This window comes from Stenotrophomonas maltophilia, assembly GCF_039555535.1.
Lineage (GTDB): Bacteria > Pseudomonadota > Gammaproteobacteria > Xanthomonadales > Xanthomonadaceae > Stenotrophomonas > Stenotrophomonas maltophilia_Q.
This window is the reverse complement of the sequence record NZ_CP154630.1, coordinates 3,245,404-3,269,913: the sequence shown is the minus strand read 5'-3', so window position 1 is coordinate 3,269,913 and position 24,510 is coordinate 3,245,404. Positions and strand designations below refer to the sequence as shown.

Sequence of the window (24,510 nt, the reverse complement as noted above, 5' to 3'; positions counted from 1 at the left end):
GCGGTGCGGGTTGCTTGAACGCCTCAGGACGCGCCATTGGATGACAGTATCGACAGGAGCATGGGCGCGCAATTGCACGCCGGCGCCAGGTCCTGACGGGGTAGGTTCGGCGCCGACCAACGATCACTTTCGAGTAATGATCTGCATCTCCTTTCATTGGGAAAGTCAGATCGCGGTCCGGGGGGGGCCACGGTCGATGGAGCGTGTGCTTTCCCACACGGCTTCAGCAGCGCCTGCCTGGCGGGGAGCTTCCCGTGCTTCGGTCAATACCATCCTGAGCCTGTTGCCACTCAAGTCCATGTGGCCCGCATGTGCTAGGACCCGGCCCAGCAGCTGCTCGTTTGCCAGTTCCTTTGCACGGCTTCCCAGTGATTCGCGGCGGTCCAGAAGAGCCACGCAGATGAAGGCACCACGCTTCCGGATGGAACGTCCGCAGCGGATACTGACCGAGATCTGCCCAGGCTCGCATTTCAATAGAAGCGATACCGCGTCAACCACGAGCCTGTAGGCAGCAAGCTGCAGGCCGACCCCGAGCGCGCAGGGGTCCCCCGTCAACCTGGGTTGTCCGATTCGATGCGTGGCATTCCAAGCCTCACGCACCCCACCGGCTTGCAACGCCACATACAAGCCCAGTCGCTCCAGAGCGGCGGGATAGATCATGCTGGCCTGGGCCCGGAACAGGCGTGAATGCACCTCCGAGGTATGCCGCAGGCTGTCAGCCACCGCGTGATGACCCTGAGCATGGAGCCAGTTCACCATCTCGTTCAGAGACAGGTCCATGCCATCGCCCAGCTGGCGCAGGTGCGCCGCCCGTTCGCGCAGGTCCATCTCGCTGGCCAGATGTGAATTCCGCGCAAGCTGCAGGGCCGCTCTGCCATCTTCCTCGCGCAACCGGTGCTGGTTCTGGAAGTGGGTGATGCGAGCGCCCAGCAGGAGCAGGGCGATGCTGGCGATGGCCATGGCCTGCTGGGTCGCGAAGGTCGCCTGATCGAATGCCGTCGGATGGTCGGAGGGAGTGCTCAGGCCAAGGATCATGTTCACGGCGGCGACACCGATGGCCGCACCGCGCCATCCCAGCAGGCAGGTCAGGGCGATTGCGGGAATAGGCAGGATCAACAACAACTGCAGCGAACCGGGGGCCGTGATCGAGGCAGGTACCGGCGTCGCCTGCAGGCCGATGACCAGCATGGCGGCGAGTGCTGCGACCGTGGCCGCAACAGACCGGGTTGTCCATTTTTCCTCGGCGCGGCGTATCCACAGCAATGCCAGAGGCGCGAGGATCAGGATGCCGGTGAAGTCGCCCAGCGCATAGCGCAACACATTGGTGAGAAATGTCTCTTCATGCAACGGGGCCCAGAGCAGGTACGAGATTCCCAGGTTGAGCAGGCTGATGACCGTCGCGGCGCATGCCGCGATGGAGATCACGCCGACGATCGTGGTACGTGCCAGCAGTCTCCGGTGCAGGCGCACGATCAGCATCACGGCAGGCATCAGGAATACCGAGGCCAGGATCACCCAGGTCAGGTTGTATTTGCTGATCAGCGGGATGCGCAGATGCGCGAAGTAGGCGTATTCACCCATCAGCAGGTAGGGCCAAAGACGGGGTGGGCACAGCAACAGCGCGGCCACCCGCACGCCGGCAGGCAGGAAGAACTGGTCCAAAGACAGCTTGCGCGCGCCCCAGCAGGCCAAGGCATAGAGCAGCGCCAGCACCAGCCCCTCGGGGCTGACGCGTATCTTCACCTGCAGGCCGTCCTTCCACCACTGCATCCACGTGCTCCCCAGCGCCTGCGCCGATTATGTGGCTGGGAAGGGTCCCGCTACCACAACGCATCCCGCAGCTTGTACCACGACATCGCCGCCACCAGCAGCGGCGTGCGCAGCAGCCGGCCGCCGGGGAAGGGCGCATGGCGCAGGCGCTGGAATACGTCCAGGCGCTCGCTCTGGCCGGCGATGGCGGCGGCGATCACCTCGCCGGCCAACCCGGCGGCGGCGACGCCATGCCCCGAAAACCCCTGCGCGAAATACAGATTGCCGTCCAGCCGGCCCCAGTGGGGTGCGCGGTTGCGGGTGATGTCCACGTAGCCACCCCAGACCCGGTCCAGTACCACGTCGGCCAGCTGCGGGAAGACATCGTGCATGCGTCGCTGCATCACCCCGCGCAGGCCGGGCGGGGGCAGTGCCGAGTAGCTGGCGCGGCCGCCGAAGAGCAGGCGGTGGTCGTGGCTGAGGCGGAAGTAATCCAGTGCCCAGGCGGTGTCGGCCACGGCCATGTTGTTGCCGATCAGGGCGCGTGCACGTTCGGCACCCAGTGGCTCACTGGCACCGATGTAGGTGCCCACCGGCATGATCCGCCGCTCCAGCTCGGGCAGCAGGCCCTGCAGCCAGGCGTTGCCGGCCACCACCAGGTGTGCGGCGCGCACGCGGCCCTGTGCAGTGTGCAGGGTCGGCTGCGCTCCGCGCTGGATGCGCACCACGGGCGAATCCTCGTGGATGACCACCCCCGCCGCACGCGCTGCAGCGGCCAGGCCGCGCGCGTACGCCAGCGGGTGCAGGTGCGCGCTGAGCGGGTCGAACATCGCGGCTCGATAGCGCGGGCTGTCCAGCTGCGCGCGCAGGGCGTCACGGCTCCACCACTGCATGGGGTAGTCGTAATGCCGTTGCAGGTGCTCGCAGTTGGCCTGCAGGTCGCGCTCGTGGCGTTCACGGATGGCGACGCTGGCGTGGCCTTCAACCCAATGGCAGTCGATGCGGTGGCGATCGATGCGGGTGCGCATCGCCTGCACCGCGTCGCGCGACCAGTCGAACAGGTGGCGTGCATCGTCGCGACCCAGCTGCCGCTCCAGCTCGTCCACCTCGCAGCCGTAGCCGACCAGTGCCTGGCCGCCATTGCGGCCGGAGGCGCCCCAGCCGATCCGCTGCGCCTCCAGCAGCACCACGCGCTGGCCGCGCGCGGCCAGTTCCAGCGCAGCAGTGAGGCCGGTATAGCCGGCGCCTAGCACCGCGACATCGGCATGTACGTCACCCTGCAACGGAGGCAGTGCGGGCGGCTCGGGCAGGCTGGCTGCGTACCAGCTGGGCGGGAAGGCGGCGCTCACTGCTGGCCTCGCGGGCGCAGGGCGGCAGGACGGAGCGGGGCAGGTCGATCAGCGTTCACCCGCGTAGTTTCACCGATGCGCGACGGCCGTGGCGTGACGGCGATGACTTGCCCCCATTGCGGACAGGCGGGTAACGTGTCGGCACGCCAAGGAGTTTTCCATGCGTCGCCTGCCCTGGGTGGGGCTGCCCACCGACAGCACCGTGCTCGGCCATCATCGTTTCGCGGTGGCCGGCGAGAAGTACGTGCGTGCGTTGGTTGAGGCGGCCGACGTTACCCCGGTGATACTGCCCAGCCTGCAGCCACCGCTGCCGCCCGCCGACTGGCTGCACGGCCTCGATGGCCTGCTGCTGACCGGTGCGGTCAGCAACATCGAACCACAACACTACGAAGGCGGCCGCAGTTGGCCGGGGAACCCGCATGATCCGGCCCGCGATGCCAGCGCCTTCGCACTGCTGCACGAGGCGCTGGCGTTGGACCTGCCGGTGCTGGCGATCTGCCGCGGCTTCCAGGAGTTGAACGTTGCGCTGGGTGGCACGCTGCATCCGCAGGTGCACGCGGTACCGGGTCTGTCGGATCATCGTGAAGACCCGCAGGCGCCGGTTGAGGTGCAGTATGGGCCGGTCCATGCGGTCGCCCTGGCGGTTGATGGTTGGCTGGCGCAGTGGCAGGGTGGCGACCGCGCACAGGTCAATTCCGTTCACGGGCAGGGTATCGATCGACTGGCGCACGGGCTGCAGGTCGAGGCCGTGGCCGATGATGGACTGGTCGAGGCGGCGCGCAGCACACGCCATCGTTTCGTGCTCGGCGTACAGTGGCACCCGGAGTGGCGTGTCATGGATTCGCCGTTCTATCACGTTATTTTCCGTGCGTTCGGCCAAGCTTGCCGGCAGCACCAACAGAACCGACTGGATTCCCGATGAGTTCCCGAACGCGCCCGCGCAAGACGGCTACGCCCCCCGCACCGCAGGAAAGCAGCCTGCTGCGCTGGTTGAAGGAGCGGCGCATCACCGAGGTCGAATGCCTGGTGCCGGACATCACCGGCAACGCGCGCGGCAAGATCATTCCCGCCGACAAGTTCTCGCACGACTACGGTACGCGGCTGCCCGAAGGCATCTTCGCCACCACCGTCACCGGCGAGTTCCCTGATGACTACTACGAGCTGACCTCGCCGTCGGACTCGGACATGATGCTGCGCCCCGATCCTGACACGGTGCGCATGGTGCCGTGGGCGGCCGATGCCACCGCGCAGGTCATCCACGATTGCTACACCAAGAACGGTGAGCCGCACGAACTGGCACCGCGCAATGTGCTGCGCCGCGTGCTGGCAGCCTACGCCGAGTTGGGCCTACGCCCGGTGGTGGCGCCGGAGCTGGAGTTCTTCCTGGTGCAGAAGAACACCGACCCGGACTTCCCGCTGCTGCCACCGGCCGGCCGCTCCGGGCGCCCGGAGACGGCGCGGCAGTCGTACTCGATTGACGCGGTCAACGAATTCGACCCGATCCTCGACCTGATGTACGACTACGCCGATGCGATGAAGCTGGACGTGGACACGTTGATCCATGAGTCCGGCGCGGCGCAGCTGGAGGTCAATTTCACCCACGCCGATGCGATGGACCTGGCCGACCAGGTGTTCCTGTTCAAGCGCACCATGCGCGAGGCGGCGATGCGCCACGGCGTGTATGCCACGTTCCTGGCCAAGCCGATGGAGAACGAGCCGGGCAGTGCCATGCACATCCACCAGAGCCTGGTGCGGGTGAGCGACGGCAGCAATGTGTTCGCCGGTGATACCGATGCTGAAGGCGAGTTCAGCCCGGTGTTCGGCCACTATCTGGGCGGCCTGCAGAAGTACGCGCCGCAGGCGATGGCGTTCTTCGCGCCGAACGTCAATTCCTACCGCCGGCTGGTGTTCGGCGAAGTCTCGCCGAGCAACGTGCACTGGGGCTTCGACAACCGCACCTGCGGCCTGCGCGTGCCGCTGGACACGCCGGAAAACATGCGCGTGGAGAGCCGTTTCGCCGGCTCCGACGCCAACCCCTACCTGGCGATGGCCGCGACCCTGGCCTGCGGCCTGCTTGGCATCCGCGAGCGGCTGGCACCGGACGCGCCGGTGACCGGCAGTGCCAAGGAACTGGGCTACAACCTGCCGCGCTCGCTGGGCGAAGCGCTGGATGGGCTGGAGCAGTGCAGCGAGCTGCAGGCCCTGCTGGGCGAGCGCTTCTGCCGGGCCTACATCTCGGTGAAGCGCAAGGAATACGAGACCTTTTTCCGTGTCATCAGCTCGTGGGAGCGCGAGTTCCTGCTGCTGAACGTCTGAGCATCTGGAATAGAAAAATCCGCCGCCGGGGGGTAGGCTGGCACCCGTCGCCGGCCCCGCCGGCCCCCCCTTCCCGCATTCTGGAGCACCCGATGAAGCTGCGTATCCTCACGCTCGGCCTGGCCTCCGCCATGCTTGCCGCCTGTGGCGGTGGCAACGGCGGCGCGCAGGACAGCCAGGTCCTGAACGTCTACAACTACAGCGATTACATCGCCGAGGACACCATCCCGATCTTCGAGAAGGAGAGCGGCATCAAGGTGACCTACGATGTGTTCGACAGCGACGAGATGGTCGAGACCAAGCTGCTGGCCGGCAACAGCGGCTACGACGTGGTGGTGCCGACCCTGAACTTCTTCGGGCGCCAGATCCAGGCCGGCGTGTTCCTGCCGCTGGACAAGAGCAGGATCCCGAACCTGGCCAACCTCGATCCGGCGGTGATGAAGCGCATCGCCACCCAGGACCCGGGCAACCAGTACGGCGTGCCGTACATGATCGGTACCACCGGCATCGGCTACAACGTGGAGATGCTGAAGCAGCGTTTCGGTGGCAGTACAGACATCGCCAACAGCTGGGACCTGGTGTTCAAGCCGGAGAACATCAGCAAGATGAAGGACTGCGGCGTGACCATCCTGGACACGCCGGCGGACATGATCCCGATCGCGCTGCACTACCTGGGCCTGGACCCGCACAGCGGCGACCCGGCCGAGCTGCAGAAGGCGGCCGACCTGCTGAAGTCGATCCGCCCGTACGTGCAGAACTTCCACTCCTCGCAGTACGTGGGTTCGCTGGCCAACGGTGGCACCTGTCTGGTGGTCGGCTGGTCGGGTGACATCATCCAGGCCCGCGACCGCGCCGAGGAAGCCAGCAATGGCGTGCATGTGGCCTATTCGATCCCGAAGGAAGGCGCCCCGCAGTGGTTCGACATGCTGGCGATCCCGAAGGACGCCAAGCATCCGGAAGCCGCGTACGCGTTCATCAACTACCTGCTGCAGCCGAAGGTTGCCGCGGCCAACACCAACTTCATCCATTACGCCAACCCGGTGCCGACCGCGACCCCGCTGGTGGACGAGGCGATCCGTACCGACCCGACCATCTACCCGCCGGCCGATGTGGCCGAGAAGATGTTCACGTACTCGATCAACACGCCGGAGACCGACAAGCTCTACACCCGGCTGTGGACCGAGGTGAAGACCGGCCGGTAAGCGGCGCGGGTAGCCGCCGGGCCATGCCCGGCGGCTGCCTTACCCTGCGTCGGAGTCGACCCTGTCGCTCCGGCCAAGGTGCTGCAGGATGGCAGGCAGCAGGTCGCATGCATCGCGACCGCCGTTGCACAGGAACGACGAACTCATCCGCTGCAGGTTGTGCATGCCGATGAAGAACAGCCCCGGTTGCGGTGAAACACCGAACTCGCCCAGCGGGTAGCCATGTGCATCCAGCGCGCCCGGTACGTCGAGCCAGGGCCATTCGGCGACGAAGCCGGTGGCCAGCACCACCGAGCGGATGCCTGCGGCCTGCAGGTCCAGTTCGCGCGGGGATGCGTCCGGTTCCCAGTGCAGATAGACCTCCTCCGGAATGTAGCGGGCATCGTCGGTGCGTGGCTCGGGACGCGTGGCGTAGTACGTGCTGGCCAGCGAATCGAGATAGGCGTATTCGGCCCGCGTCGCCTCGATCGCGGTGCGCAGCTGCGGGCGGACATCGGCGAAGCGGGCGATGTTTCCATCGAAGCCCTGCAACCGGCCCAGCAGCCTGATGCCCGCGCGGTGCATCGCCAGCAGGCTGATCGAGCTGCCCAGGCCGCCGCTTCCCTTGCCGGAAATGAGCGGGAACTCCGCGGTACGCGCCTTGCGCAGCGCATCCGGTTCGCCGGCCAGCACGCCCGCCGCTTCACTCACATGCTGGTGGATGCGCCCGGCCATGTCCCACCAGGTCATCGAGTCCTTGCCGCGCAGCCTGCGGGTATGCGAATGACGCTGGGCCAGTGACCAGTACACGCTGCGACCGCTGTCGCGCAGGTCCTGGGCGATCTGCGCGCCGGACTGCCCACCGCCGATGACCAGCACGGCGCCATCGGGCAGCTGGCGGGCGCTGCGGTAGTCGCCCGAGTGCAGCACGGCAAGGCCGGGCCCGGGCGCGAAGGGGACCCGGGGCATCCGCGCACGGCGGTACTCACCGGTCGCGACCACCACCGCGCGGGCATGGATCAGCCCCTGGCTGCTGTCGATGGCATAGCCGCCGCACTCGGGCGCGACCCGATGTACCGCGCACCCTTCGCTGATCGGCAACACGCGCTCGTCGGCATAGTCGCGGAGCCGGCGGATCACCTCCGGGGCGCCCATGAAGCCTTCCGGGTCATCGCCCGAATAGGCATGACCGTGCAGGGCCATGGTCGCGTTGGCGGTGTTGGTCTGGAACGAATCCCAGCGCCGCTGCCAGCTGGCGCCCACGGTTTCGGCCTCCAGCACGCGATGCTCGACGCCGGCCTCCTGCAGGAGTGCGCTGAGGGACAACCCGGCCTGGCCGGCGCCGATGATGGCCAGCGGCAACCGTGCAGGCAGGCAACCCGGCAGGCGGGGCGGGAAAGGGGAAGGGCTGTCCGGGGAAATCACCAGGGTCGGTCCATGCAAGGCCTAGATCCGGGGCATTGCGCGGGGAATGTCCCGGGCTTTCAATGGATCCCGTTCTGAAAAATGTTGCAGATCGGGCTGCCGGCCGTGGTGTCTGGCCGGGACGGCCACCCGGGCGTCGAGGAGAGCCCGGGCCTTCCGGCGCACAGGCCACCATGGCGGGGGAAAACCGACACCCCTCGGGGCCCCGAGGCCGCCCACCGGCCGGTTCCACCTGCTGCCGTCATATCCCCTTCGGCCCCCGGCCGTTAGAATGGCCGCCGCTGTCCACCGCCCGCTCCCGGAGCCCCCATGCCCGTTGAAGCCCAGCCGGTAGCCGCCGTCGTCGACACGACCGGTGCGCCCGGCTATCTCTCCATTCGTGATTTGCGCAAGGAATTCGACGGTTTCGTCGCCGTCGACGACGTCAATCTGGACGTGCGCAAGGGCGAGATCTTTGCCCTGCTCGGTGGCTCCGGCAGCGGCAAATCGACCCTGCTGCGCTGCCTCGGCGGCTTCGAGACGCCCACCAAGGGCAGCATCACCCTCGATGGCCAGCGCCTGGACGCGCTGCCGCCGTACCAGCGGCCGGTCAACATGATGTTCCAGTCCTATGCCCTGTTCCCGCACATGACGGTCGAGCAGAACATCGCCTTCGGCCTGAAGCAGGACGGCCTGGGCAAGGATGCGATCAGCAAGCGCGTCGGCGAGATGCTCGACCTGGTGCAGATGGGCCACCTGGGCAAGCGCAAGCCGCACCAGCTGTCCGGTGGCCAGCAGCAGCGCGTGGCGCTGGCGCGGTCGCTGGCCAAGGGGCCGAAGCTGCTGTTGCTGGACGAGCCGATGGGCGCACTGGACAAGAAGCTGCGCTCGCAGATGCAGCTGGAACTGGTCAGCATCATCGAATCGTCGGGCGTGACCTGCGTGATGGTCACCCACGACCAGGAAGAAGCGATGACCATGGCCACCCGCATCGCGGTGATGGATGCCGGCTGGATCCAGCAGGTCGGCAAGCCCGACGAGGTCTACGAGCAGCCGGCCAACCGCTTCGTCGCCGAGTTCATCGGTTCGGTCAACCTGTTCGACGGGGTGATCGACGAGGACCTGCCCGAGTACGTCACCGTGCGCTCGCCGCTGTTCCCGGCGCCGATCTACATCGCCCATGGCATCACGGGCTATGAAGGGCAGCCGGTCGCGTTCGCGCTGCGCCCGGAGAAGGTGATGATCGGCAAGGACGAGCCGGAAGGGCACACCAACAAGGCCCAGGGGGTGATCGAGGACATCGCCTATTTCGGCAGCCACTCGGTCTACCACGTGCGCCTGCCCAGCGGTGCCAAGGTGCTGGCCAACTTCGCCAACTCGCAGCGCTGGGCCAGCGATGGCCTGACCTGGGGCGACAGCGTGTGGGTGCACTGGCGCGACAATGACGGCGTGGTGCTGACCTCATGAGCACGGCCGGCCTGAAGCGCTGGCTGCCGGGGCTGCGTGCCACGGTGATCGGCATTCCGTACCTGTGGCTGCTGCTGTTCTTTGCAGTGCCGTTCCTGATCGTGCTGATGATCAGCTTCTCGCTCAGCCGGGTCGGCTCGCCGCCGTATACCTGGCTGCTGCAGTACGTGGACGGCGGCTTCTCGCTGAAGCTGAACCTTGAAAACTACCTGGCGCTGTTCCGTGATTCGATCTATGCGCAGGCGTTCCTCAGCTCGATCAAGATCGCGGCGATCTCCACCTTCCTGACCCTGCTGATCGGCTACCCGATGGCCTATGCCATCGCCCGCCTTTCACCGGCAGCACGCAACGTGGCGATGATGCTGGTGGTGCTGCCGTCGTGGACCTCGTTCCTGATCCGCGTGTATGCGTGGAAGGCGATCCTGGACCGCAACGGCCTGCTCGACCAGTTCCTGCAGTTCACTGGCCTGCAGTCGCTGATGACCAGCCTGGGCCTGCCCAAGCTGCAGCTGATCGATACGCCGACCGCCGCCTACATCGGCATCGTCTATTGCTACCTGCCGTTCATGGTGCTGCCGCTGTACGCCAACCTGGTCAAGCATGACCACCGCCTGCTGGAAGCGGCCTACGACCTTGGCGCCAAGCCGTGGCAGGCCTTCCTGCGCATCACCCTGCCGTTGTCGAAGGCGGGCATCATCGCCGGTTGCATGCTGGTGATGATTCCGGCGATCGGTGAATTCGTGATCCCGGAAATGCTGGGTGGCTCGGAGACGCTGATGGTGGGCCGCCAACTGTGGAACGAGTTCTTCAACAACCGCAACTGGCCGGGCGCCTCGGCGATGGCGGTGGCGATGATCCTGTTGCTGCTGGTGCCGATCCTGTTGTTCAACCGTTCCCAGCAGCGCCTGCTGGAAGGGAAGCAGGCATGAGCCCGCGCACTGCCAAGGGCCTGGGGCTGGGCGTGCTGCTGCTCGGCTTCGCCTTCCTGTACCTTCCGATCCTGCTGTTGATGTTCTATTCGTTCAACAGCTCGCGGCTGGCGATGGTCTGGGCCGGCTTCTCCACCCGTGCCTACAGCGACCTGTTCGCCGACCGCGCGTTGATGGATGCGATGTGGACCAGCCTGGTGGTGGCGTTCTGGACCGCCTGCACCGCCACCGTGCTGGGCACGCTGGCGGCGATGGTGATGACCCGCTTCAAGCGCTTCCGCGGCAAGCCGCTGTTCGGCGCGCTGGTCACCGCACCGCTGGTGATGCCGGACGTGATCCTGGGCTTCTCGCTGATGGCGCTGCTGGCCTCGATGGGCGCGATTCCCGGCTTCCCGGCACGCGGCCTGACCACCATCTGGATCGCCCACGTCACCTTCACGCTGTGCTTCGTCACGGTGGTGGTGTCCTCGCGCCTGCAGGAAATGGACCTGTCGCTGGAAGAAGCGGCGATGGACCTGGGCGCGAGCCGGCTGACCGTGTTCGGCCGCATCACCCTGCCGATCATCGCGCCGGCGCTGGTGGCGGGCTGGCTGCTGGCCTTCACCCTGTCGCTGGATGACGTGGTGGTGGCGAGCTTCGTCGCCACGCCGGGCTCGACCACGCTGCCGATGAAGGTGTTCGCGTCGGTGCGCATGGGCATCAGCCCGAAGATCAATGCGTTGGCCACGCTGCTGGTGTCGGCGGTGTCGGTCGCCGCGGTGATCGGCTGGTACATCAATGCGCGTGCGGAGAAGCGGCGCCAGCGCGACCTGCAGCTGGCGCGGCAGGACAACGGCTGACGCCGCAGCCACATCCGGCTCACGGCCGGCGGCGCACAATGGGGGTCTTCCAGAAGGAGATCCCCCATGACCGTCGAGATCGTCGACCCGGCCACCGGACAGGTGACCTACCGCCATGAACTGATGGGCGCTGCCGACATCGAGCAGCGCCTGCAGGCCGCTGCCGATGCATTTCCGGGCTGGGCCGAGCGCTCGTTGCAGGACCGCGGCGCCATCCTGCGCCGGATCCCGGCGCAGCTGCGCGCGCGTCGCGACGACCTGCAGCAGGCGATGACCCACGAGATGGGCAAGCTCAAGGCCGAGGCGCTGGCCGAGGTCGACAAGTGCGCCGCCGCCTGCGAGTACTACGCCGACCATGCTGCCGACTACCTCAAGCCGCAGCTGATCGACACCGAAGCCCAGCGCAGCTATGTGCGCTACGAGCCGATCGGCTGCGTGTTCGCGGTGATGCCGTGGAATTTTCCGATCTGGCAGGTGTTTCGTTTCCTGGCCCCGGCGTTCATGGCCGGCAACGTGGCCCTGCTCAAGCACGCCAGCAACGTACCGCAGTGCGCCGACCTGATCCTGGCGGTGTGTCGTGATGGTGGCCTGCCGGACGGCGTTTTCGATGTGCTGCACATCGACAACGACCAGGCCGCCGACGTGCTGCGCGACGCACGGGTGAAGGCGGTGACGCTGACCGGCAGCGAACGGGCAGGGCGCTCGATCGCCTCCAACGCCGGCAGCCAGTTGAAGAAGTCGGTGATGGAGCTGGGTGGCAGTGACGCCTTCGTGGTGCTCGACGATGCCGACCTCGACAAAACCGTGGCGGCGGCAGTGAAGTCACGCTTCGATAACAGCGGGCAGACCTGCATTGCGGCCAAGCGCTTCATCGTGGTCGATGCGGTGGCCGATGAATTCACCCGTCGCTTTGTGGAAGCGGCGGGTGAGCGCCAGTACGGCGATCCCGATGAGCGGGGCACCACGCTGGCGCCAATGGCGCGCGCCGACCTACGTGACGAACTGCACAAGCAGGTGCAGGCCAGCGTCGCCAAGGGCGCACGTGTGCTGGTCGGTGGCGAGCCGATTGCCGGTACGCATGCCGGCTATCCGGCCACCGTGCTCGACCAAGTGGGGCCGGGCATGCCGGCCTACGATGAAGAACTGTTCGGTCCGGTTGCCGCGGTGATCCGGGTGAAGGATGAGGCCGAGGCACTGCGCGTGGCCAACGACACCCGTTTCGGCCTGGGCGGCAGCGTGTGGACGCGCGACCCGGTGCGCGTTGAACGTTTCGCTCAGCGCATGGAATGCGGCGCCGCATTCGTCAACGCCATCGTCAAGAGCGACGCGCGGTTGCCGTTCGGCGGCAGCAAGCAGTCCGGTTTCGGTCGCGAACTGGCCGACCACGGCATCCATGAGTTCATGAACATCAAGACGGTCTACGTCGCTTGATGCGGTCGCCTGTGTAGAGCCGAGCCCATGCTCGGCTGCATTGCGCACAGCAGTCGAGCATGGCTCGACTCTAAAGAATGCGGGTCACAACCACTTCGCGCGCTTGAACAACCGGTACAGGCCCACGCACACACCGCCCACGCCAACGATCATCAACGGGTACGACCACGGCTCACTCAGCTCCGGCATGTGGCTGAAGTTCATGCCGTACCAGCTGGTGATCAGTGTCGGCGCGGCCAGCAGCGCGGCCCAGGCACCCAGCCGCTTCACCGTCTCGCCCTGTGCCAGTGTCACCAGCGACAGGTTCACGCTCAGCGCAGTGCCCAGCATCTCGCGCAGGGTGTCGATCACGTCGCTGATGCGCACCGCATGGTCATGCACGTCGCGCACGTACAGCTTCACTTCGTCGGGAATCAGGTCACCCTGGTAGCGCCGGATCTGGGCCAGCACATCCTGCAGCGGTGCCACCGCCATGCGCATCTTGTTCAGTTCGCGCTTGAGCTCATACAGCCGCACCACGGTGCTGCGCTTGTAGGTGTCGGCGAAGATGTCCTTTTCCAGCAGGTCCAGAGTGTCGCGGAAGCGGTGCACGATGGGCAGGTAGTTGTCGACCACGAAGTCGGTCACCGCGTACAGGCAGTACGACGGGCCCATCTTCAGCAGCTGCGGCTCGCGTTCCACCCGCGCGCGTACCGGGGCGTAGGACAGCGAGGCACCGTGGCGCACCGTCACCAGGAAGCGCGGGCCGAGGAAGGCGTGGGTTTCGCCATACTGGATGCGCTCGTCGACCATCTGCGCGGTGGTCACCACCACGAACAGCGAATTGCCGTAGGTCTCGACCTTGGGCCGCTGGTGCGCATTGCGCGCATCCTCGATGGCCAGGTCGTGCAGGCAGAATTCTTCCTGCAGTTTCAGCAGCACGTCTTCGTTGGGGTCGTACAGGCCGACCCAGACGAAGCCGTTGCCGCTGGCAATGACATCGCTGATGGCGTCCAGGCTGATGTCGTGGCGCTTGCCCTCGTCATCGTAGTGGACGCAGTTGATGACGCAGGTAGGGTTGGCCGAAGCCGGGGCGGAAGCGGAGGCGGGCAATGACATGCCCGCCATCGTGCGTCAGGGCCGTGTTTCGGACAAGTGAGGACGACGCGCCAGCACCCACGCCAGGGCGACGTGCACCGGCAGCAGCAGCACGATCCACTGCACGTTGTACTGCGCCTGCAGGCTCAGCCAGTGCAGCACCAGAGCGGCCACGGCCTGCACTGCCAGCAGCCACAGCACCAGCCTGAACATGCGCCCCGGCACGCGCCGGCTCAGCAGGGCGATCGCACCCGGCAGCAGCAGCACGGCCAGCGGCGAAAGCAGCAGCAGGTTGCGGTTGGCCCACGCGGCGTAGTGGATGCTGAAGCCCCACAGGAACACCAGCACGCCACCGAACAGGGCACACAGCAGCCAGAACGGCAGCGCCAGTCCGGCCAGCAGGCGCGGACGGCGACGCAGCGCCAGCACGCCGGCGGCGATCACCAGGCCGCACAGGAGCCACGGCCACCAACGGCGCGCGAACTCCTTCGGCTCCGGGGCGATGCGGTGCGGCAGCAGTTCCTGTTCGGACTGCACCAGCGGCCGGCCATCGCTGTTGCGCGCCTGGCGCAGGGCATCGGCCAGGCGCATCGGCACGAATGCTTCCTGCCAGCGCGACAGTGGCTGGTCGGCGAACGGCCCCAGGCCGACGTCGAAGCCCAGCCACATCCACGGCGCCGGCGAGGCCAGGCGCACCGATTCGCTGCGGTAGGTGTTGCCGCGCGAGCGACCGGCCAGCTGTGACTGCAGGCCGCCACCCAGTGCCTTGTCCACGGTGTCGCGCACCATCGTGGCGCAGTTGGCGGTGTAGTAATCGTAGTGGTAACGCGCGTTTTCCGGCTTGGCCCGTTCGGCCAGGTCGGCGGCCAGTGCGCGCGCCTGGTCCGGGCGCAGGTCCAGCCACTGCACGCTGGCGCCACGGCCGGTCTCGTCGTAGTACGACAGGTCCTGCTGCAGCGGCAGCGCCACCAGGTAATACATCATGTCGCCGCGCGCGAAGCGGCTGATGAAATCGTCCTCGGACGGATCGAAGTACCCGAAGTTGTACGAGGTCGCTTCGCCGCTGAGCGGATCGACCACGACGATGGCGTCGTGGCCGAATCGCTCGAAGAACACTGTGCCCGGTTGCATGGTGACCACGCCGATGCGAGGCGCAGGGGACTCGGCGCCGGTGCCGGGCGCAGCAGGCGTGGCCGCCGCCGGCTGCGCGAAGGCGGCCAGCGGCAGGGCCATGGCCAGCACGCACAGTGCCAGCCACAGCGTCAGGCGCAGGCCGCGGCGCTTCAAGCGTCGTCCTGCGCGTCCGGCGGCAGCACGGTCACATGGAAGGCCTGCACCCGGCGCGCATCGGCGCGGGCTACGCGGAACATGAAGCGGTCCAGCGCCAGTTCGTCCCCGACTTCCGGCAGGTGGCCCACGGCCTCGGTGACCAGGCCACCGATGGTGTCGTAGTCCTCGTCGGAGAAGGTGGCACCGAAGCGTTCGTTGAAGTCGCCGATCGGGGTCAGCGCGTCGACCACGTACTGGCCGTCGGACTGGATCGCGATCTGCGCGGAAGGATCCTCGGCCTCGTCATGCTCGTCATCGATCTCGCCGACGATCTGTTCCAGCACGTCCTCGATGGTGACCAGGCCGGCGACACCGCCGTACTCGTCCACAACGATGGCCATGTGGTTGCGCGACAGGCGGAACTCCTTCAGCAGCACGTTGAGCTTCTTTGCCTCCGGGATCAGTACCGCCGGGCGCAGCAGCTCGCGCACGTTGGCCGGGCCGTTGTCGGCCACCACGCCGCGCAGCAGGTCCTTGGCCAGCAGGATGCCAAGGATGTCGTCCTTGTTCTCGCCGTGCACCGGGAAGCGCGAATGGCCGGATTCGACCACCTGCTTCATCAGCTCCAGGAAGGGCGCCTCGACCGGCAGCGAGACCATCTGCGAGCGCGAGATCATCACGTCGCCCACGGTCAGCTCGGCCACCGAAATGGCGCCTTCCATCATCTTCAGGGTATCGGCGGCGATCAGACCCTCTTCCTGCGCGGTGTGCAGGACAGCGACCAGCTCGTCGCGGGTATGGGGTTCGCCGGAGAAGGCGGAGGTCAGGCGTTCAAGCCAGCCGCGCTTCTTTTCACTGTGCTCCGCAGGGGAGCTACTACTGTCGTCTTCTGACATCTCTGGAAAAAAGGCACCCGGCAGGCCGGGCGTTGGCCCAAGTCTAGCAGGATGTGGCGGCCTGTCAGTGACTGCCGGTGGCCGGGGCAGGGGCGGCCGGGGCCGGCTCCTCCTCGGGCAGGTCCAGGCTGTAGGTGCAGCCGGCCAGGGTCTTGCCGGGGTGGGAGGCCACGGTGGAGACGCTGAGGATGATCGACTCGATCTGGGCCTCGCCGGTCTTCGGGTCGGTCACGTCGCGGCTGACCACCTCGCGGCCGGCCATGAACTTGCCGTCCTGGTCGTAGCCGGTTTCCAACGCCAGGCGCTTGGCCAGCGGGCGTGGGTCGGCCTGATCGAGGACCGCCATGACGCTGGCCCCGGCCACCGCCACCCGCTCGGTGCTCACCCCGAACACGCTGATCGGCTGGGCCAGGCGGTACTCGCTCATGAACTGGTTGCCCTGCGGCAGCGGCTGCAGGCCCTGGGCCACGGCCTTCAGCGGGTCGGCCAGCAACGGCGCCAGCGCAGCCTGGTCGGCCACACCCTGGCGGCATTCGATCAGCGCCGGCAGGTCCAGGCTGGAAGCGAAGGCGGATGGGACCGCAAGGGCACACAGCAAAGGCAGGCAGCAGCGCAGTGACACGGGCGGTTTCCGCAGGCGAAGGGCCGCCATCATAGCTCCGGTGAGTGTCTGAACAGCCCGGTGAGAAGGCGCAGGAATCCGGTCATCGCCCGCCGCGCGACCATCAGTGAGAGGGTCAGCACGACCGCAAGCATGGCGATCTGCATCGATTGCCCCGCGATGCGCGCCACTGCCGGCCACAGGCCCGGGCTGGTCAGCCAGGGCATCAGTTCCGATGCGGCTGTCCTGGCCACTTTCATGTAGATCACGGCCAGCACGAACAGCACCAGCAACGAGGTGCGGCTGGCATGGAAGAACGGGAGTGCGTTGACCGGCCTGCCAAGCCGCTGCTGCAGCAGCGTTCGCCACAGCACCGGCAGGGTCAGGGCACCGACCAGTATCAGCACCATCGACGTTTCCCACAGCCCGGGCACGTGGGCGGGTTCCGCTCTACCCGTGAGGTGGGGGCCGATCATGCCGGTCGCCAGCCCAGCCAGCAGGCACAAAGGCGAGAGCAGGGCGAGGCTGCGCAGCAGCCAGTGCCTGCCGGCGGGTTCATGAGCGCTGAGGCGGCGCACGGTGTGCGCGCCCAGCATCAGCAGGCCGGCGAACAGGCCCGCGCTCATCGCAAACGTCGTGAAGCTGTTCCCTGGGTTCATCCTTTTTCCTTCCCCGTCCTGGCCGGTGTTGAACAGTAGCCCAGCGCATGGGCTGGCACTCCAGCCGTGGCACAGTCAGGGCGGATTCCAGCGCGTGGCCGCTGGGTACCAGCGCAGCCTGACCGGGTAGCCCAGTCGCGCCTGCAGGTGGTCACGTACGGCCGCCGCCGTCGCGCGGTTGGCTGGGGTATCCCGCAGCTCCACCTCCAGCTCCCCGGTCTTGACATCCAGGCCATAGCCGAACAGGTCAGGCAGCTGGGCCCGCAGCCAGTCCTGCTGTGCGTGCAGCCGGCGCGTCATCTCCGCTTCCGTCATCGCGGCGCCGGTGATGTAGCGCACACGTTGCGGGCCATCTGCCCCTGGATGTGTCTCATCGGCCTCGGGTGCGGCGCCTGTCAGTCGCACGACAATGTTCCAGCCCCTCGCATTGTCCACCCAGATGCCGGCCAGACGTGCCGCGTGCCGCGCTTCCAGGCGCTCGATCAGTGCCCGTTGCTGGGCAGTGGCGACGATGTTGCGGGTGTCGCGCTCGCTGCTGCCGAAGAACGCCCGTAGTTCGGCGATCTTTGCGGCGATGTCGGCCTCGCTGTCGCTGGTGGGGAACGGTGAGGGACGGTCAGGATCGCGCATCAGGCCTGCGCCGGACTGCAGTAGCGCGGCAAGCACAAGTGCGGGTAGGGTCATGCTGCGTTCCTCTTCCTTGAGTGCGTGGGCTCGGAACAGGGCCCGGTGTCAGCGCTCGCCCGCGTAGGGGTCGTCGATGCCCAGCTCGGCCAGGATCTCCCGTTCCAGCTGCTCCATCGCCTCGGCTTCCTTGTCGTCCTCGTGGTCCCAGCCAAGCAGGTGCAGCACGCCGTGCACGGTCAGGTGCGCGTAGTGGGCGTTGAGCGCCTTGCCCTGCTCGTCGGCCTCGCGTGCCACGACCGGTGCACAGATCACCAGGTCACCGAGCAGCGGGAACTTGACGCCCTTGGGCAGGCCTTCGGGTACTTCGGCCGGGAAGCTGAGCACGTTGGTGGCGTAGTCCTTGCCGCGGTAGTGGCGGTTCAATGACTGTCCTTCCTTGGCATCGACCACGCGGATGGCCAGATCGGCCTCGCGGATGCGGCCCTTCAACGCGGCGGCCACCCACTTGCGGAAGCTCACTGCCGCCGGCAGGCCGGCACGCGGCAGGGCATAACTGACGGCGACGTCCAGTCGCACGGGACCACGGGTCATGGAGTTGCTCCAGGTTGGATCTGATGCAGGTCGCGGCGGTCGTAGGCGCTGACGATGCGCGCCACCAGCGGGTGGCGGACCACGTCGCGGGATTCGAAGAAGGTGAAGCTGACACCCTCCACGTCGCGCAGCACATCGATGGCATCGCGCAGGCCCGACTTCACGTGCTTGGGCAGGTCGGTCTGGGTCAGGTCACCGGTGACCACCGCAGTGGAGCCGTAGCCCAGGCGGGTCAGGAACATCTTCATCTGCTCGATGGTGGTGTTCTGTGCTTCGTCCAGGATCACGAACGCATCGTTGAGCGTGCGGCCGCGCATATAGGCCAGCGGTGCGATCTCGATGACGTTCCTTTCCAGCAGCTTGACCACCTTCTCCACGCCCATCATCTCGTAAAGGGCGTCGTACAGCGGTCGCAGGTAGGGATCGACCTTCTGGCTCAGGTCGCCGGGCAGGAAGCCCAGCTTCTCGCCGGCTTCCACTGCGGGGCGGACCAGGATCAGCCGCTGCACCCGCGATTCGTTCAGTGCTTCGACCGCGCTGGCCACGGCCAGGAAGGTCTTGCCGGTACCGGCCGGCCCGATGCCGAAGTTGATGTCGTGGGTAGCGATCTGGTGCAGGTAGCGGGCCTGGTTGGCACCGCGACCGCGCACCGTACCACGCTTGACCTTGATCGCTACCTCCTGCGCTTCGTAGGAGCGTTCGGCGATCTGCTCGACGTTGGCCTGCGCCAGGCGCAGGTGGATGGCGTGGTTGTCGAAGGTGGTTTCGCCGGCTTCGGCGTACAGCGCTTCAACCAGCTTCTGTGCCTCGACGATGGCCTCGTTCGGTCCGCTGATGCGGAACACGAAGCCACGGTTGGCGATTTCCACGCCGAGTTTCAGTTCGATCTGCCGCAGATGACCGTCGAACGGGCCACACAGGTTGGCCAGCCGTTCGTTGTCTTCCGGCGACAGGGTGAAGTCTCGATGCTCGATGCTTTTCATTGCTTCCGGTGGGGCGGACGCCTTCCACCGCAGTGTATTCAGGGGGGACAAGGGTAGCGTGCGCACGGGGCGCGCGGCCAGCAGCGGGCCGATACGCGGTTTTCCACACCCGGTGTGGACGGGGTGCGCGAAAACCTGTGGATAGGCCTTCGCAGTGCTTGTGCCACAAGGTCCATGAGGTGGTGGTGAAAAAACCGTCACGGCCGCTCGGCCTGTGTGACGGCAGCGCATGTTCCGCTGCCAGGCACCCAACACGGCCACCTCCCGCCGGTTTTCCACACCGGCTGTGGAATGATGCTGAACCAAGTTGTGGATAGGTGGCGCGGAGCCTTGCGGTAAAAGGCTCGGCAGTCGGCGGTGAAAAAAACACCATGGCTGATTGCAATCATTGTGGGTGCACGGGGCGCGTGGCACCGTGGCGCCGTCGCAGGAGGGGGTGGCATGGATACCGGTAGCTGGACACGTGGGATCGGACTGGCAGGCCTCGCCCTGCTGGCAGGCTGTGGCCAGACGCCTCCGGTTGCATTGGGGACGCTGGAGTGGGACCGGATCACGGTGCCGGCACCGGCGGCCGAGGTGATTGCTACGGTGGATGTGCGCGAGGGACAGCAGGTCAAGGCCGGCACGCTGCTGATGCAGCTCGACCCAGCTCGTGGCGATGCGCAGTTTGCCGCAGCGCAGGCCGACACCGTGCGCGCGCAGGCACAGCTGGATGAATTGAAGATCGGCCCGAGGCAGGAGCAGATCGCCCAGGCCCAGGCGCAGCTGGCCGCCTTGCGTGCGCAGTCTGCCGAAGCCAGTGCGTACTACCGCCGGGTGCAACCGCTGGCACGCCAGAGCCTGATCGCCGCCGCCGAGCTGGACCGCGCACGCGCGGCCGCAGGCAATGCCGAGGCCAGCGTGCGTGCCGCCGAGCAGGCCTGGCTGGAGCTGGTGCATGGCAGCCGAGCGCAGGACATCGCGCAGGGACAGGCCGCAGCGGACGCTGCGCAGGCGCAGCAGGTGGTGCAGGGCGTCAACCTGCAGAAGCTGCAGCTGCGCGCACCGCGCGATGGCATGGTCGATGCCTTGCCCTACCGGCAGGGTGACCAGGCGCCGATCGGCGCACCGCTGGCGGTGATGCTGGTCGGCGAGCGTCCCTATGCGCGCGTCTATCTGCCGCAGCCCTTGCGCTTGCAGGTCAAGGTCGGGCAGGCCGCGCAGGTGCATCTGGAAGGGCAAGGCGCTGCGCTGAAGGGGCATGTGCGCTCGATCCGCAGCGAGCCGTCGTTCACCCCTTACTACGCATTGACCGGCGACGACGTTGCGCGGCTGAGCTATCTGGCCGAGATCGAAGTGGATACGACCGCCGACATGCAGAAACTCCCGGCGGGGATGCCGGTGCAGGTGAGCTTCTGAACACTGGCGACGACATTGCCGTGCATGCGCAGGGCCTGACTCGGCGCTTCGGCGATCTGCTGGCCGTGGACAATGTCGACCTGACCGTGCCTCGTGGCCAGGTCTACGGCTTCCTCGGCCCGAACGGCTCGGGCAAGTCGACCACCATCCGCATGCTGTGCGGCCTGCTGGAGCCGAGCGCGGGGCAGATCGAGGTGCTGGGCCTCGCTGTGCCAGAACAGGCTGAAGCGCTGCGCCGCCGCATCGGCTACATGACCCAGCGCTTTTCGCTGTACGAAGACCTGTCTGTGCGCGAGAACCTGGAGTTCCTCGCCGCCATCCAGGACCTGCCGCGCGGCCAGGCACGGCAGCGGGTCGATGAGCTGCTGCAGCAGTACCGGTTGCAGGACCGGCAGGCGCAGCTGGCCGGCACGCTCAGCGGTGGCCAGAAGCAACGCCTGGCGTTGGCCGGTGCCGTCGTGCACGCCCCGGAGCTGCTGTTCCTGGACGAACCGACCAGTGCGGTCGACCCGGAATCGCGCCGCGATTTCTGGGAGGCCCTGTTCGAACTGGCCGATGCGGGCACCACCGTGCTGGTCTCGACCCACTACATGGACGAGGCCGAGCGCTGCCACCGCCTGGCGATCCTTGATCGCGGCGCGCTGGTGGCCGACGGCACGCCGGCCGAACTGTGTGCACGGCTGCAAGGGCGCACGCTGCAGGTGACATCCTCGCAGCCGCGCCAGGCCAGCCGCGCGCTGGCCGAACTGCCTGGCGTGCTGAGCGTGGCGCAGATCGGCACGCAGCTGCGCGTACTGTGCAGTGAAGACGCGGCCGACATGGCGACGTTGCAGCGCGCCTTGGCCGGTGCCGATCCACAGGCGCATATCGAGGCGGTGGCGCCGAACCTGGAAGACGTGTTCGTCGCCGCCACCCGCGGCCGTGGCCGGGAGCCGGCGGCATGAACCTGCGCCGGCTGTGGGCGATCATGCTCAAGGAGCTGCGCCAGCTGCGCCGTGACCGCATCACGCTGGCGATGATCGTCGGCATTCCGGTGATGCAGCTGCTGCTGTTCGGCTATGCGATCAATCTCAACCTGCGCCACCTTGATGCGGGTGTGGCAGACCAGGCCAACAGCGCGGCCTCGCGCGCGCTGGTGCAGGACATGGTCGCCACCGGTGTGATCACCCCGCGCAGCGAGGCCTACACGCCGGACCAGCTGATGCAGGCGCTGCGCCGCGGCGAGATCAGTGTCGGCATCGTGGTGCCGGCAGATTTCGAGCGTCGCCGTTTCGACGGTCGCGAAGCGGTACAGGTGCTGGTCGATGGCAGCGACACCGTGGTGCAGAGTGCGGCGATCCAGCTGGCGCAGGTGCCGCTGGATACGCGCCCGACCAGCAACACGCGGCCGCTGCGCGAAGGCAGCATCGCCAGCGGCCAGGTCAGCGTGACCAGTTTCTACAACCCGCAGCGGCGCTCGGCGGTGAACATCGTGCCGGGGTTGATCGGGGTGATCCTGACCATGACCCTGGTGATGTTCACGGCGGTGGCGGTGGTGCGCGAACGCGAGCGCGGCAACATGGAGCTGCTGATCGCCACGCCGGTATCGCGCAGCGAACTGATGGTGGGCAAGGTGCTGCCCTATGCGGCCATTGGCCTGCTGCAGACCACGCTGGTGCTGGTGCTGGGCACCTGGCTGTTCCAGGTGCCGATCCGCGGCAGCCTGCTGGACATCTACCTGGCCGCGGTGCTGCTGGTGCTGGCCAACCTCGCGCTGGGCCTGCTGATCTCCACGCGCGCGCGCTCGCAGTTCCAGGCGATGCAGATGACGTTGTTCCTGTTCCTGCCGTCGATCCTGCTGTCCGGCTTCATGTTCCCGTTCGCCGGCATGCCACGGCCGGTCCAGTGGCTGGCCGAAGTGCTGCCGCTGACCCACTTCCTGCGGCTGGTGCGCGGCATCATGCTGCGCGGCGCCTCGCTGTGGGAGCTGTGGCACGACGCACTGGCACTGCTGGCCTTCATCGTGGTGATGATGACGCTGGCGATCCTGCGTTTCCGCAAGCGCCTGGATTGAGGCCAGGGGTCGGATCCCTGCAGGGGATCCGACCCCATTGATCGGGCCGGCGCGTCGGAGCCCCATTCGAGGATCCGACCCCTGGATTTACTCCGCCACCACCCGCGCGCGCAGCGAATTGGTCAGTGCTTCGGTGATCACCACATCCACGAACTGGCCGATCAGCCGCGGCGGCGCCGGGAAGTTGACCGAGCGCATGTTCTCGGTCTTGCCGGTCAGCTCGTTCGGGTTCTTGCGCGAGGGGCCTTCCACCAGCACGGTCTGCACGGTGCCGACCATCTTCTCGGAGATGCTCGCGGCGTGTGCATTGATGCGTTCCTGCAGCCGCGACAGGCGCGCGTGCTTTTCGGCATCGCTGATCGTGTCCTCCAGGTCGGCCGCCGGGGTGCCCGGGCGGCGCGAATAGATGAAGGAGAAGCTGTGGTCGAAGCCGATGTCCTCGATCAGCTTCATGGTCTTCTCGAAATCGGCATCGGTCTCGCCGGGGAAGCCGACGATGAAGTCCGAGCTGATCGAGATGTCCGGACGCACCGCGCGCAGCTTGCGGATCTTCGACTTGAATTCCAGCGCGGTGTAGCCACGCTTCATCGCCGACAGCACGCGGTCGCTGCCGGCCTGTACCGGCAGGTGCAGGAAGTTGGCCAGCTGCGGCACGTCGCGGAACGCATCGATCAGCGAATCGCTGAACTCCAGCGGGTGCGAGGTGGTGAAGCGGATGCGGCCGACGCCGTCGATCTCGGCGATGGTACGGATCAGCAGGCCGAGGTCGGCGAACTCGCCATCACCATAGGGGCCGCGATAGGCATTGACGTTCTGGCCGAGCAGGTTGATCTCGCGCACGCCCTGCGCGGCCAGCTGGGCCACTTCCACCACCACGTCCTCGAACGGGCGGCTGACTTCGGTGCCGCGGGTGTAGGGCACCACGCAGAACGAGCAGTACTTCGAGCAGCCTTCCATGATCGACACGAACGCCGAAGCACCTTCAGCGCGCGGCTCCGGCAGTCGGTCGAACTTCTCGATCTCGGGGAAGCTGATGTCCACCTGCGGGCGCTTCTGCTCGCGACGGGCGCGGATCAGTTCCGGCAGGCGATGCAGGGTCTGCGGGCCGAACACCAGGTCGACGAACGGCGCGCGCTTGATGATCGCTTCGCCTTCCTGCGAGGCGACGCAGCCGCCCACGCCGATGATGACCTCGCGGCCCTTGTTCTTCAGGCCCTTCCACACGCCCAGCTGGCTGAACACCTTCTCCTGCGCTTTTTCGCGGATGGAGCAGGTGTTGACCAGGATGACGTCGGCGTCGTCCGGGCTGTCGGTCAGTTCCAGGCCATCGCTGGCGGCAAGCACGTCGGCCATCTTGGCCGAGTCGTACTCGTTCATCTGGCAACCGTGGGTCTTGATGTACAGCTTGCCTTTCACCTGGTCGGGCTTGCGCGGACCGGCGGGCAGGGCAACGAGCGGGGTACCGCCCGGCGTGGCGGGCGGAAAGACGTCTGGCGTCCCGGTCATGGCGCTTAATCCATTCGGGTGGCGGAAAGGGGGCAATTCTACCCGCATCCCGGGGCGTGCGCCGCGTTCAAGCAGCCGAGCCCATGCCCGGCGTGGCCATCACTGTAGAGCCGAGCCCACGCTCGGCTGCCTTTGGCAAGGCGGAGGAGCAGCCGAGCGTGGGCTCGGCTCTACAAGGGGGCGCT

At 67.0% G+C, this 24,510-nt stretch carries 22 protein-coding genes; 10 read left to right on the top strand and 12 right to left on the bottom strand.

All coding sequences use genetic code 11. The annotated features are described in order from the left end of the window. Positions 1 to 165: 165 nt before the first annotated feature. The gene (locus AASM09_RS15200) at positions 166 to 1,770 is read right to left on the bottom strand and encodes an MASE1 domain-containing protein (RefSeq protein ID WP_049431278.1); all 1,605 of its coding nucleotides are present in this window, start codon (positions 1,768 to 1,770) and stop codon (positions 166 to 168) included. Between the two features lie 50 nt (positions 1,771 to 1,820). Beyond that, the gene (locus AASM09_RS15195; protein WP_049431281.1) at positions 1,821 to 3,098 is read right to left on the bottom strand and encodes an NAD(P)/FAD-dependent oxidoreductase; all 1,278 of its coding nucleotides are present in this window, start codon (positions 3,096 to 3,098) and stop codon (positions 1,821 to 1,823) included. Between the two features lie 160 nt (positions 3,099 to 3,258). On the opposite strand from AASM09_RS15195, the gene AASM09_RS15190 reads away from it, so the two are divergent. The 3 genes from AASM09_RS15190 (at position 3,259) to AASM09_RS15180 (ending at position 6,616) form a co-directional block, all read left to right on the top strand. Next, positions 3,259 to 4,020, top strand: a complete 762-nt coding sequence (locus AASM09_RS15190; protein ID WP_049431284.1) for a gamma-glutamyl-gamma-aminobutyrate hydrolase family protein — start codon at positions 3,259 to 3,261, stop codon at positions 4,018 to 4,020. Beyond that, positions 4,017 to 5,414 (top strand): glutamine synthetase family protein, encoded by a 1,398-nt coding sequence (locus tag AASM09_RS15185; RefSeq protein ID WP_005408818.1) that lies wholly within the window; start codon positions 4,017 to 4,019, stop codon positions 5,412 to 5,414. Before AASM09_RS15190 ends, AASM09_RS15185 begins: the two co-directional genes overlap by 4 nt. A gap of 92 nt (positions 5,415 to 5,506) precedes the next feature. Next, a complete protein-coding gene (locus AASM09_RS15180; protein ID WP_049431287.1) occupies positions 5,507 to 6,616 on the top strand; it encodes a polyamine ABC transporter substrate-binding protein in 1,110 nt (369 codons plus the stop codon). 39 nt (positions 6,617 to 6,655) lie between these two features. On the opposite strand, the gene AASM09_RS15175 is transcribed toward AASM09_RS15180, so the two are convergent. Continuing rightward, complete coding sequence (locus AASM09_RS15175) at positions 6,656 to 8,038, bottom strand: flavin-containing monooxygenase (RefSeq protein ID WP_049431288.1); 1,383 nt, start codon at positions 8,036 to 8,038, stop codon at positions 6,656 to 6,658. A 291-nt stretch (positions 8,039 to 8,329) separates the two neighbouring features. Between AASM09_RS15175 and AASM09_RS15170 the strand changes: the two genes are divergently transcribed. From AASM09_RS15170 to AASM09_RS15155, 4 genes are all read left to right on the top strand, one after another. Next, entirely contained in the window at positions 8,330 to 9,466 is a 1,137-nt protein-coding gene (locus tag AASM09_RS15170) for an ABC transporter ATP-binding protein (protein WP_010486163.1), read from the top strand. Next, complete coding sequence (locus AASM09_RS15165; protein ID WP_049431291.1) at positions 9,463 to 10,395, top strand: ABC transporter permease subunit; 933 nt, start codon at positions 9,463 to 9,465, stop codon at positions 10,393 to 10,395. Before AASM09_RS15170 ends, AASM09_RS15165 begins: the two co-directional genes overlap by 4 nt. Continuing rightward, positions 10,392 to 11,234 carry an ABC transporter permease subunit gene (locus tag AASM09_RS15160; RefSeq protein ID WP_049431292.1) on the top strand — a complete coding sequence of 281 codons (843 nt, stop codon included), beginning with the start codon at positions 10,392 to 10,394 and terminating at the stop codon, positions 11,232 to 11,234. Before AASM09_RS15165 ends, AASM09_RS15160 begins: the two co-directional genes overlap by 4 nt. A gap of 66 nt (positions 11,235 to 11,300) precedes the next feature. Continuing rightward, entirely contained in the window at positions 11,301 to 12,665 is a 1,365-nt protein-coding gene (locus AASM09_RS15155) for an NAD-dependent succinate-semialdehyde dehydrogenase (protein WP_343368481.1), read from the top strand. An 84-nt stretch (positions 12,666 to 12,749) separates the two neighbouring features. Here the strand turns inward: AASM09_RS15155 and AASM09_RS15150 are convergent, their stop codons facing one another. From AASM09_RS15150 to AASM09_RS15115, 8 genes are all read right to left on the bottom strand, one after another. Further along, a complete protein-coding gene (locus tag AASM09_RS15150; RefSeq protein ID WP_049431296.1) occupies positions 12,750 to 13,772 on the bottom strand; it encodes a magnesium and cobalt transport protein CorA in 1,023 nt (340 codons plus the stop codon). Positions 13,773 to 13,778: 6 nt separating this feature from the next. After that, positions 13,779 to 15,029 carry a DUF4105 domain-containing protein gene (locus tag AASM09_RS15145; RefSeq protein WP_343368480.1) on the bottom strand — a complete coding sequence of 417 codons (1,251 nt, stop codon included), beginning with the start codon at positions 15,027 to 15,029 and terminating at the stop codon, positions 13,779 to 13,781. Next, positions 15,026 to 15,907 carry an HlyC/CorC family transporter gene (locus tag AASM09_RS15140; protein WP_005408827.1) on the bottom strand — a complete coding sequence of 294 codons (882 nt, stop codon included), beginning with the start codon at positions 15,905 to 15,907 and terminating at the stop codon, positions 15,026 to 15,028. Before AASM09_RS15140 ends, AASM09_RS15145 begins: the two co-directional genes overlap by 4 nt. A gap of 64 nt (positions 15,908 to 15,971) precedes the next feature. Then, complete coding sequence (locus tag AASM09_RS15135) at positions 15,972 to 16,559, bottom strand: hypothetical protein (protein WP_049431302.1); 588 nt, start codon at positions 16,557 to 16,559, stop codon at positions 15,972 to 15,974. Then, entirely contained in the window at positions 16,559 to 17,167 is a 609-nt protein-coding gene (locus AASM09_RS15130; protein ID WP_100443628.1) for a hypothetical protein, read from the bottom strand. The genes AASM09_RS15135 and AASM09_RS15130 overlap by 1 nt, the downstream gene beginning before the upstream one ends. Before the next feature lie 75 nt (positions 17,168 to 17,242). Next, a complete protein-coding gene (locus AASM09_RS15125) occupies positions 17,243 to 17,851 on the bottom strand; it encodes a hypothetical protein (protein WP_049431310.1) in 609 nt (202 codons plus the stop codon). A 48-nt stretch (positions 17,852 to 17,899) separates the two neighbouring features. After that, positions 17,900 to 18,385, bottom strand: a complete 486-nt coding sequence (ybeY, locus tag AASM09_RS15120; RefSeq protein WP_005408831.1) for an rRNA maturation RNase YbeY — start codon at positions 18,383 to 18,385, stop codon at positions 17,900 to 17,902. Continuing rightward, entirely contained in the window at positions 18,382 to 19,368 is a 987-nt protein-coding gene (locus AASM09_RS15115; protein ID WP_033834734.1) for a PhoH family protein, read from the bottom strand. The genes ybeY and AASM09_RS15115 overlap by 4 nt, the downstream gene beginning before the upstream one ends. 441 nt (positions 19,369 to 19,809) lie before the next feature. On the opposite strand from AASM09_RS15115, the gene AASM09_RS15110 reads away from it, so the two are divergent. Genes AASM09_RS15110 through AASM09_RS15100 form a run of 3 tightly spaced genes read left to right on the top strand, consistent with a single transcriptional unit; the run spans position 19,810 to position 22,819 of the window. Further along, complete coding sequence (locus AASM09_RS15110; protein ID WP_049431315.1) at positions 19,810 to 20,766, top strand: HlyD family secretion protein; 957 nt, start codon at positions 19,810 to 19,812, stop codon at positions 20,764 to 20,766. A 20-nt stretch (positions 20,767 to 20,786) separates the two neighbouring features. Beyond that, the gene (locus tag AASM09_RS15105; protein WP_049431317.1) at positions 20,787 to 21,710 is read left to right on the top strand and encodes an ABC transporter ATP-binding protein; all 924 of its coding nucleotides are present in this window, start codon (positions 20,787 to 20,789) and stop codon (positions 21,708 to 21,710) included. Next, entirely contained in the window at positions 21,707 to 22,819 is a 1,113-nt protein-coding gene (locus tag AASM09_RS15100) for an ABC transporter permease (RefSeq protein WP_049431320.1), read from the top strand. The genes AASM09_RS15105 and AASM09_RS15100 overlap by 4 nt, the downstream gene beginning before the upstream one ends. 87 nt (positions 22,820 to 22,906) lie before the next feature. Here AASM09_RS15100 and miaB read toward each other — a convergent pair whose 3' ends face one another. Beyond that, positions 22,907 to 24,325 (bottom strand): tRNA (N6-isopentenyl adenosine(37)-C2)-methylthiotransferase MiaB, encoded by a 1,419-nt coding sequence (gene miaB, locus AASM09_RS15095; RefSeq protein WP_049431322.1) that lies wholly within the window; start codon positions 24,323 to 24,325, stop codon positions 22,907 to 22,909. Between the last annotated feature and the right edge of the window lie 185 nt (positions 24,326 to 24,510).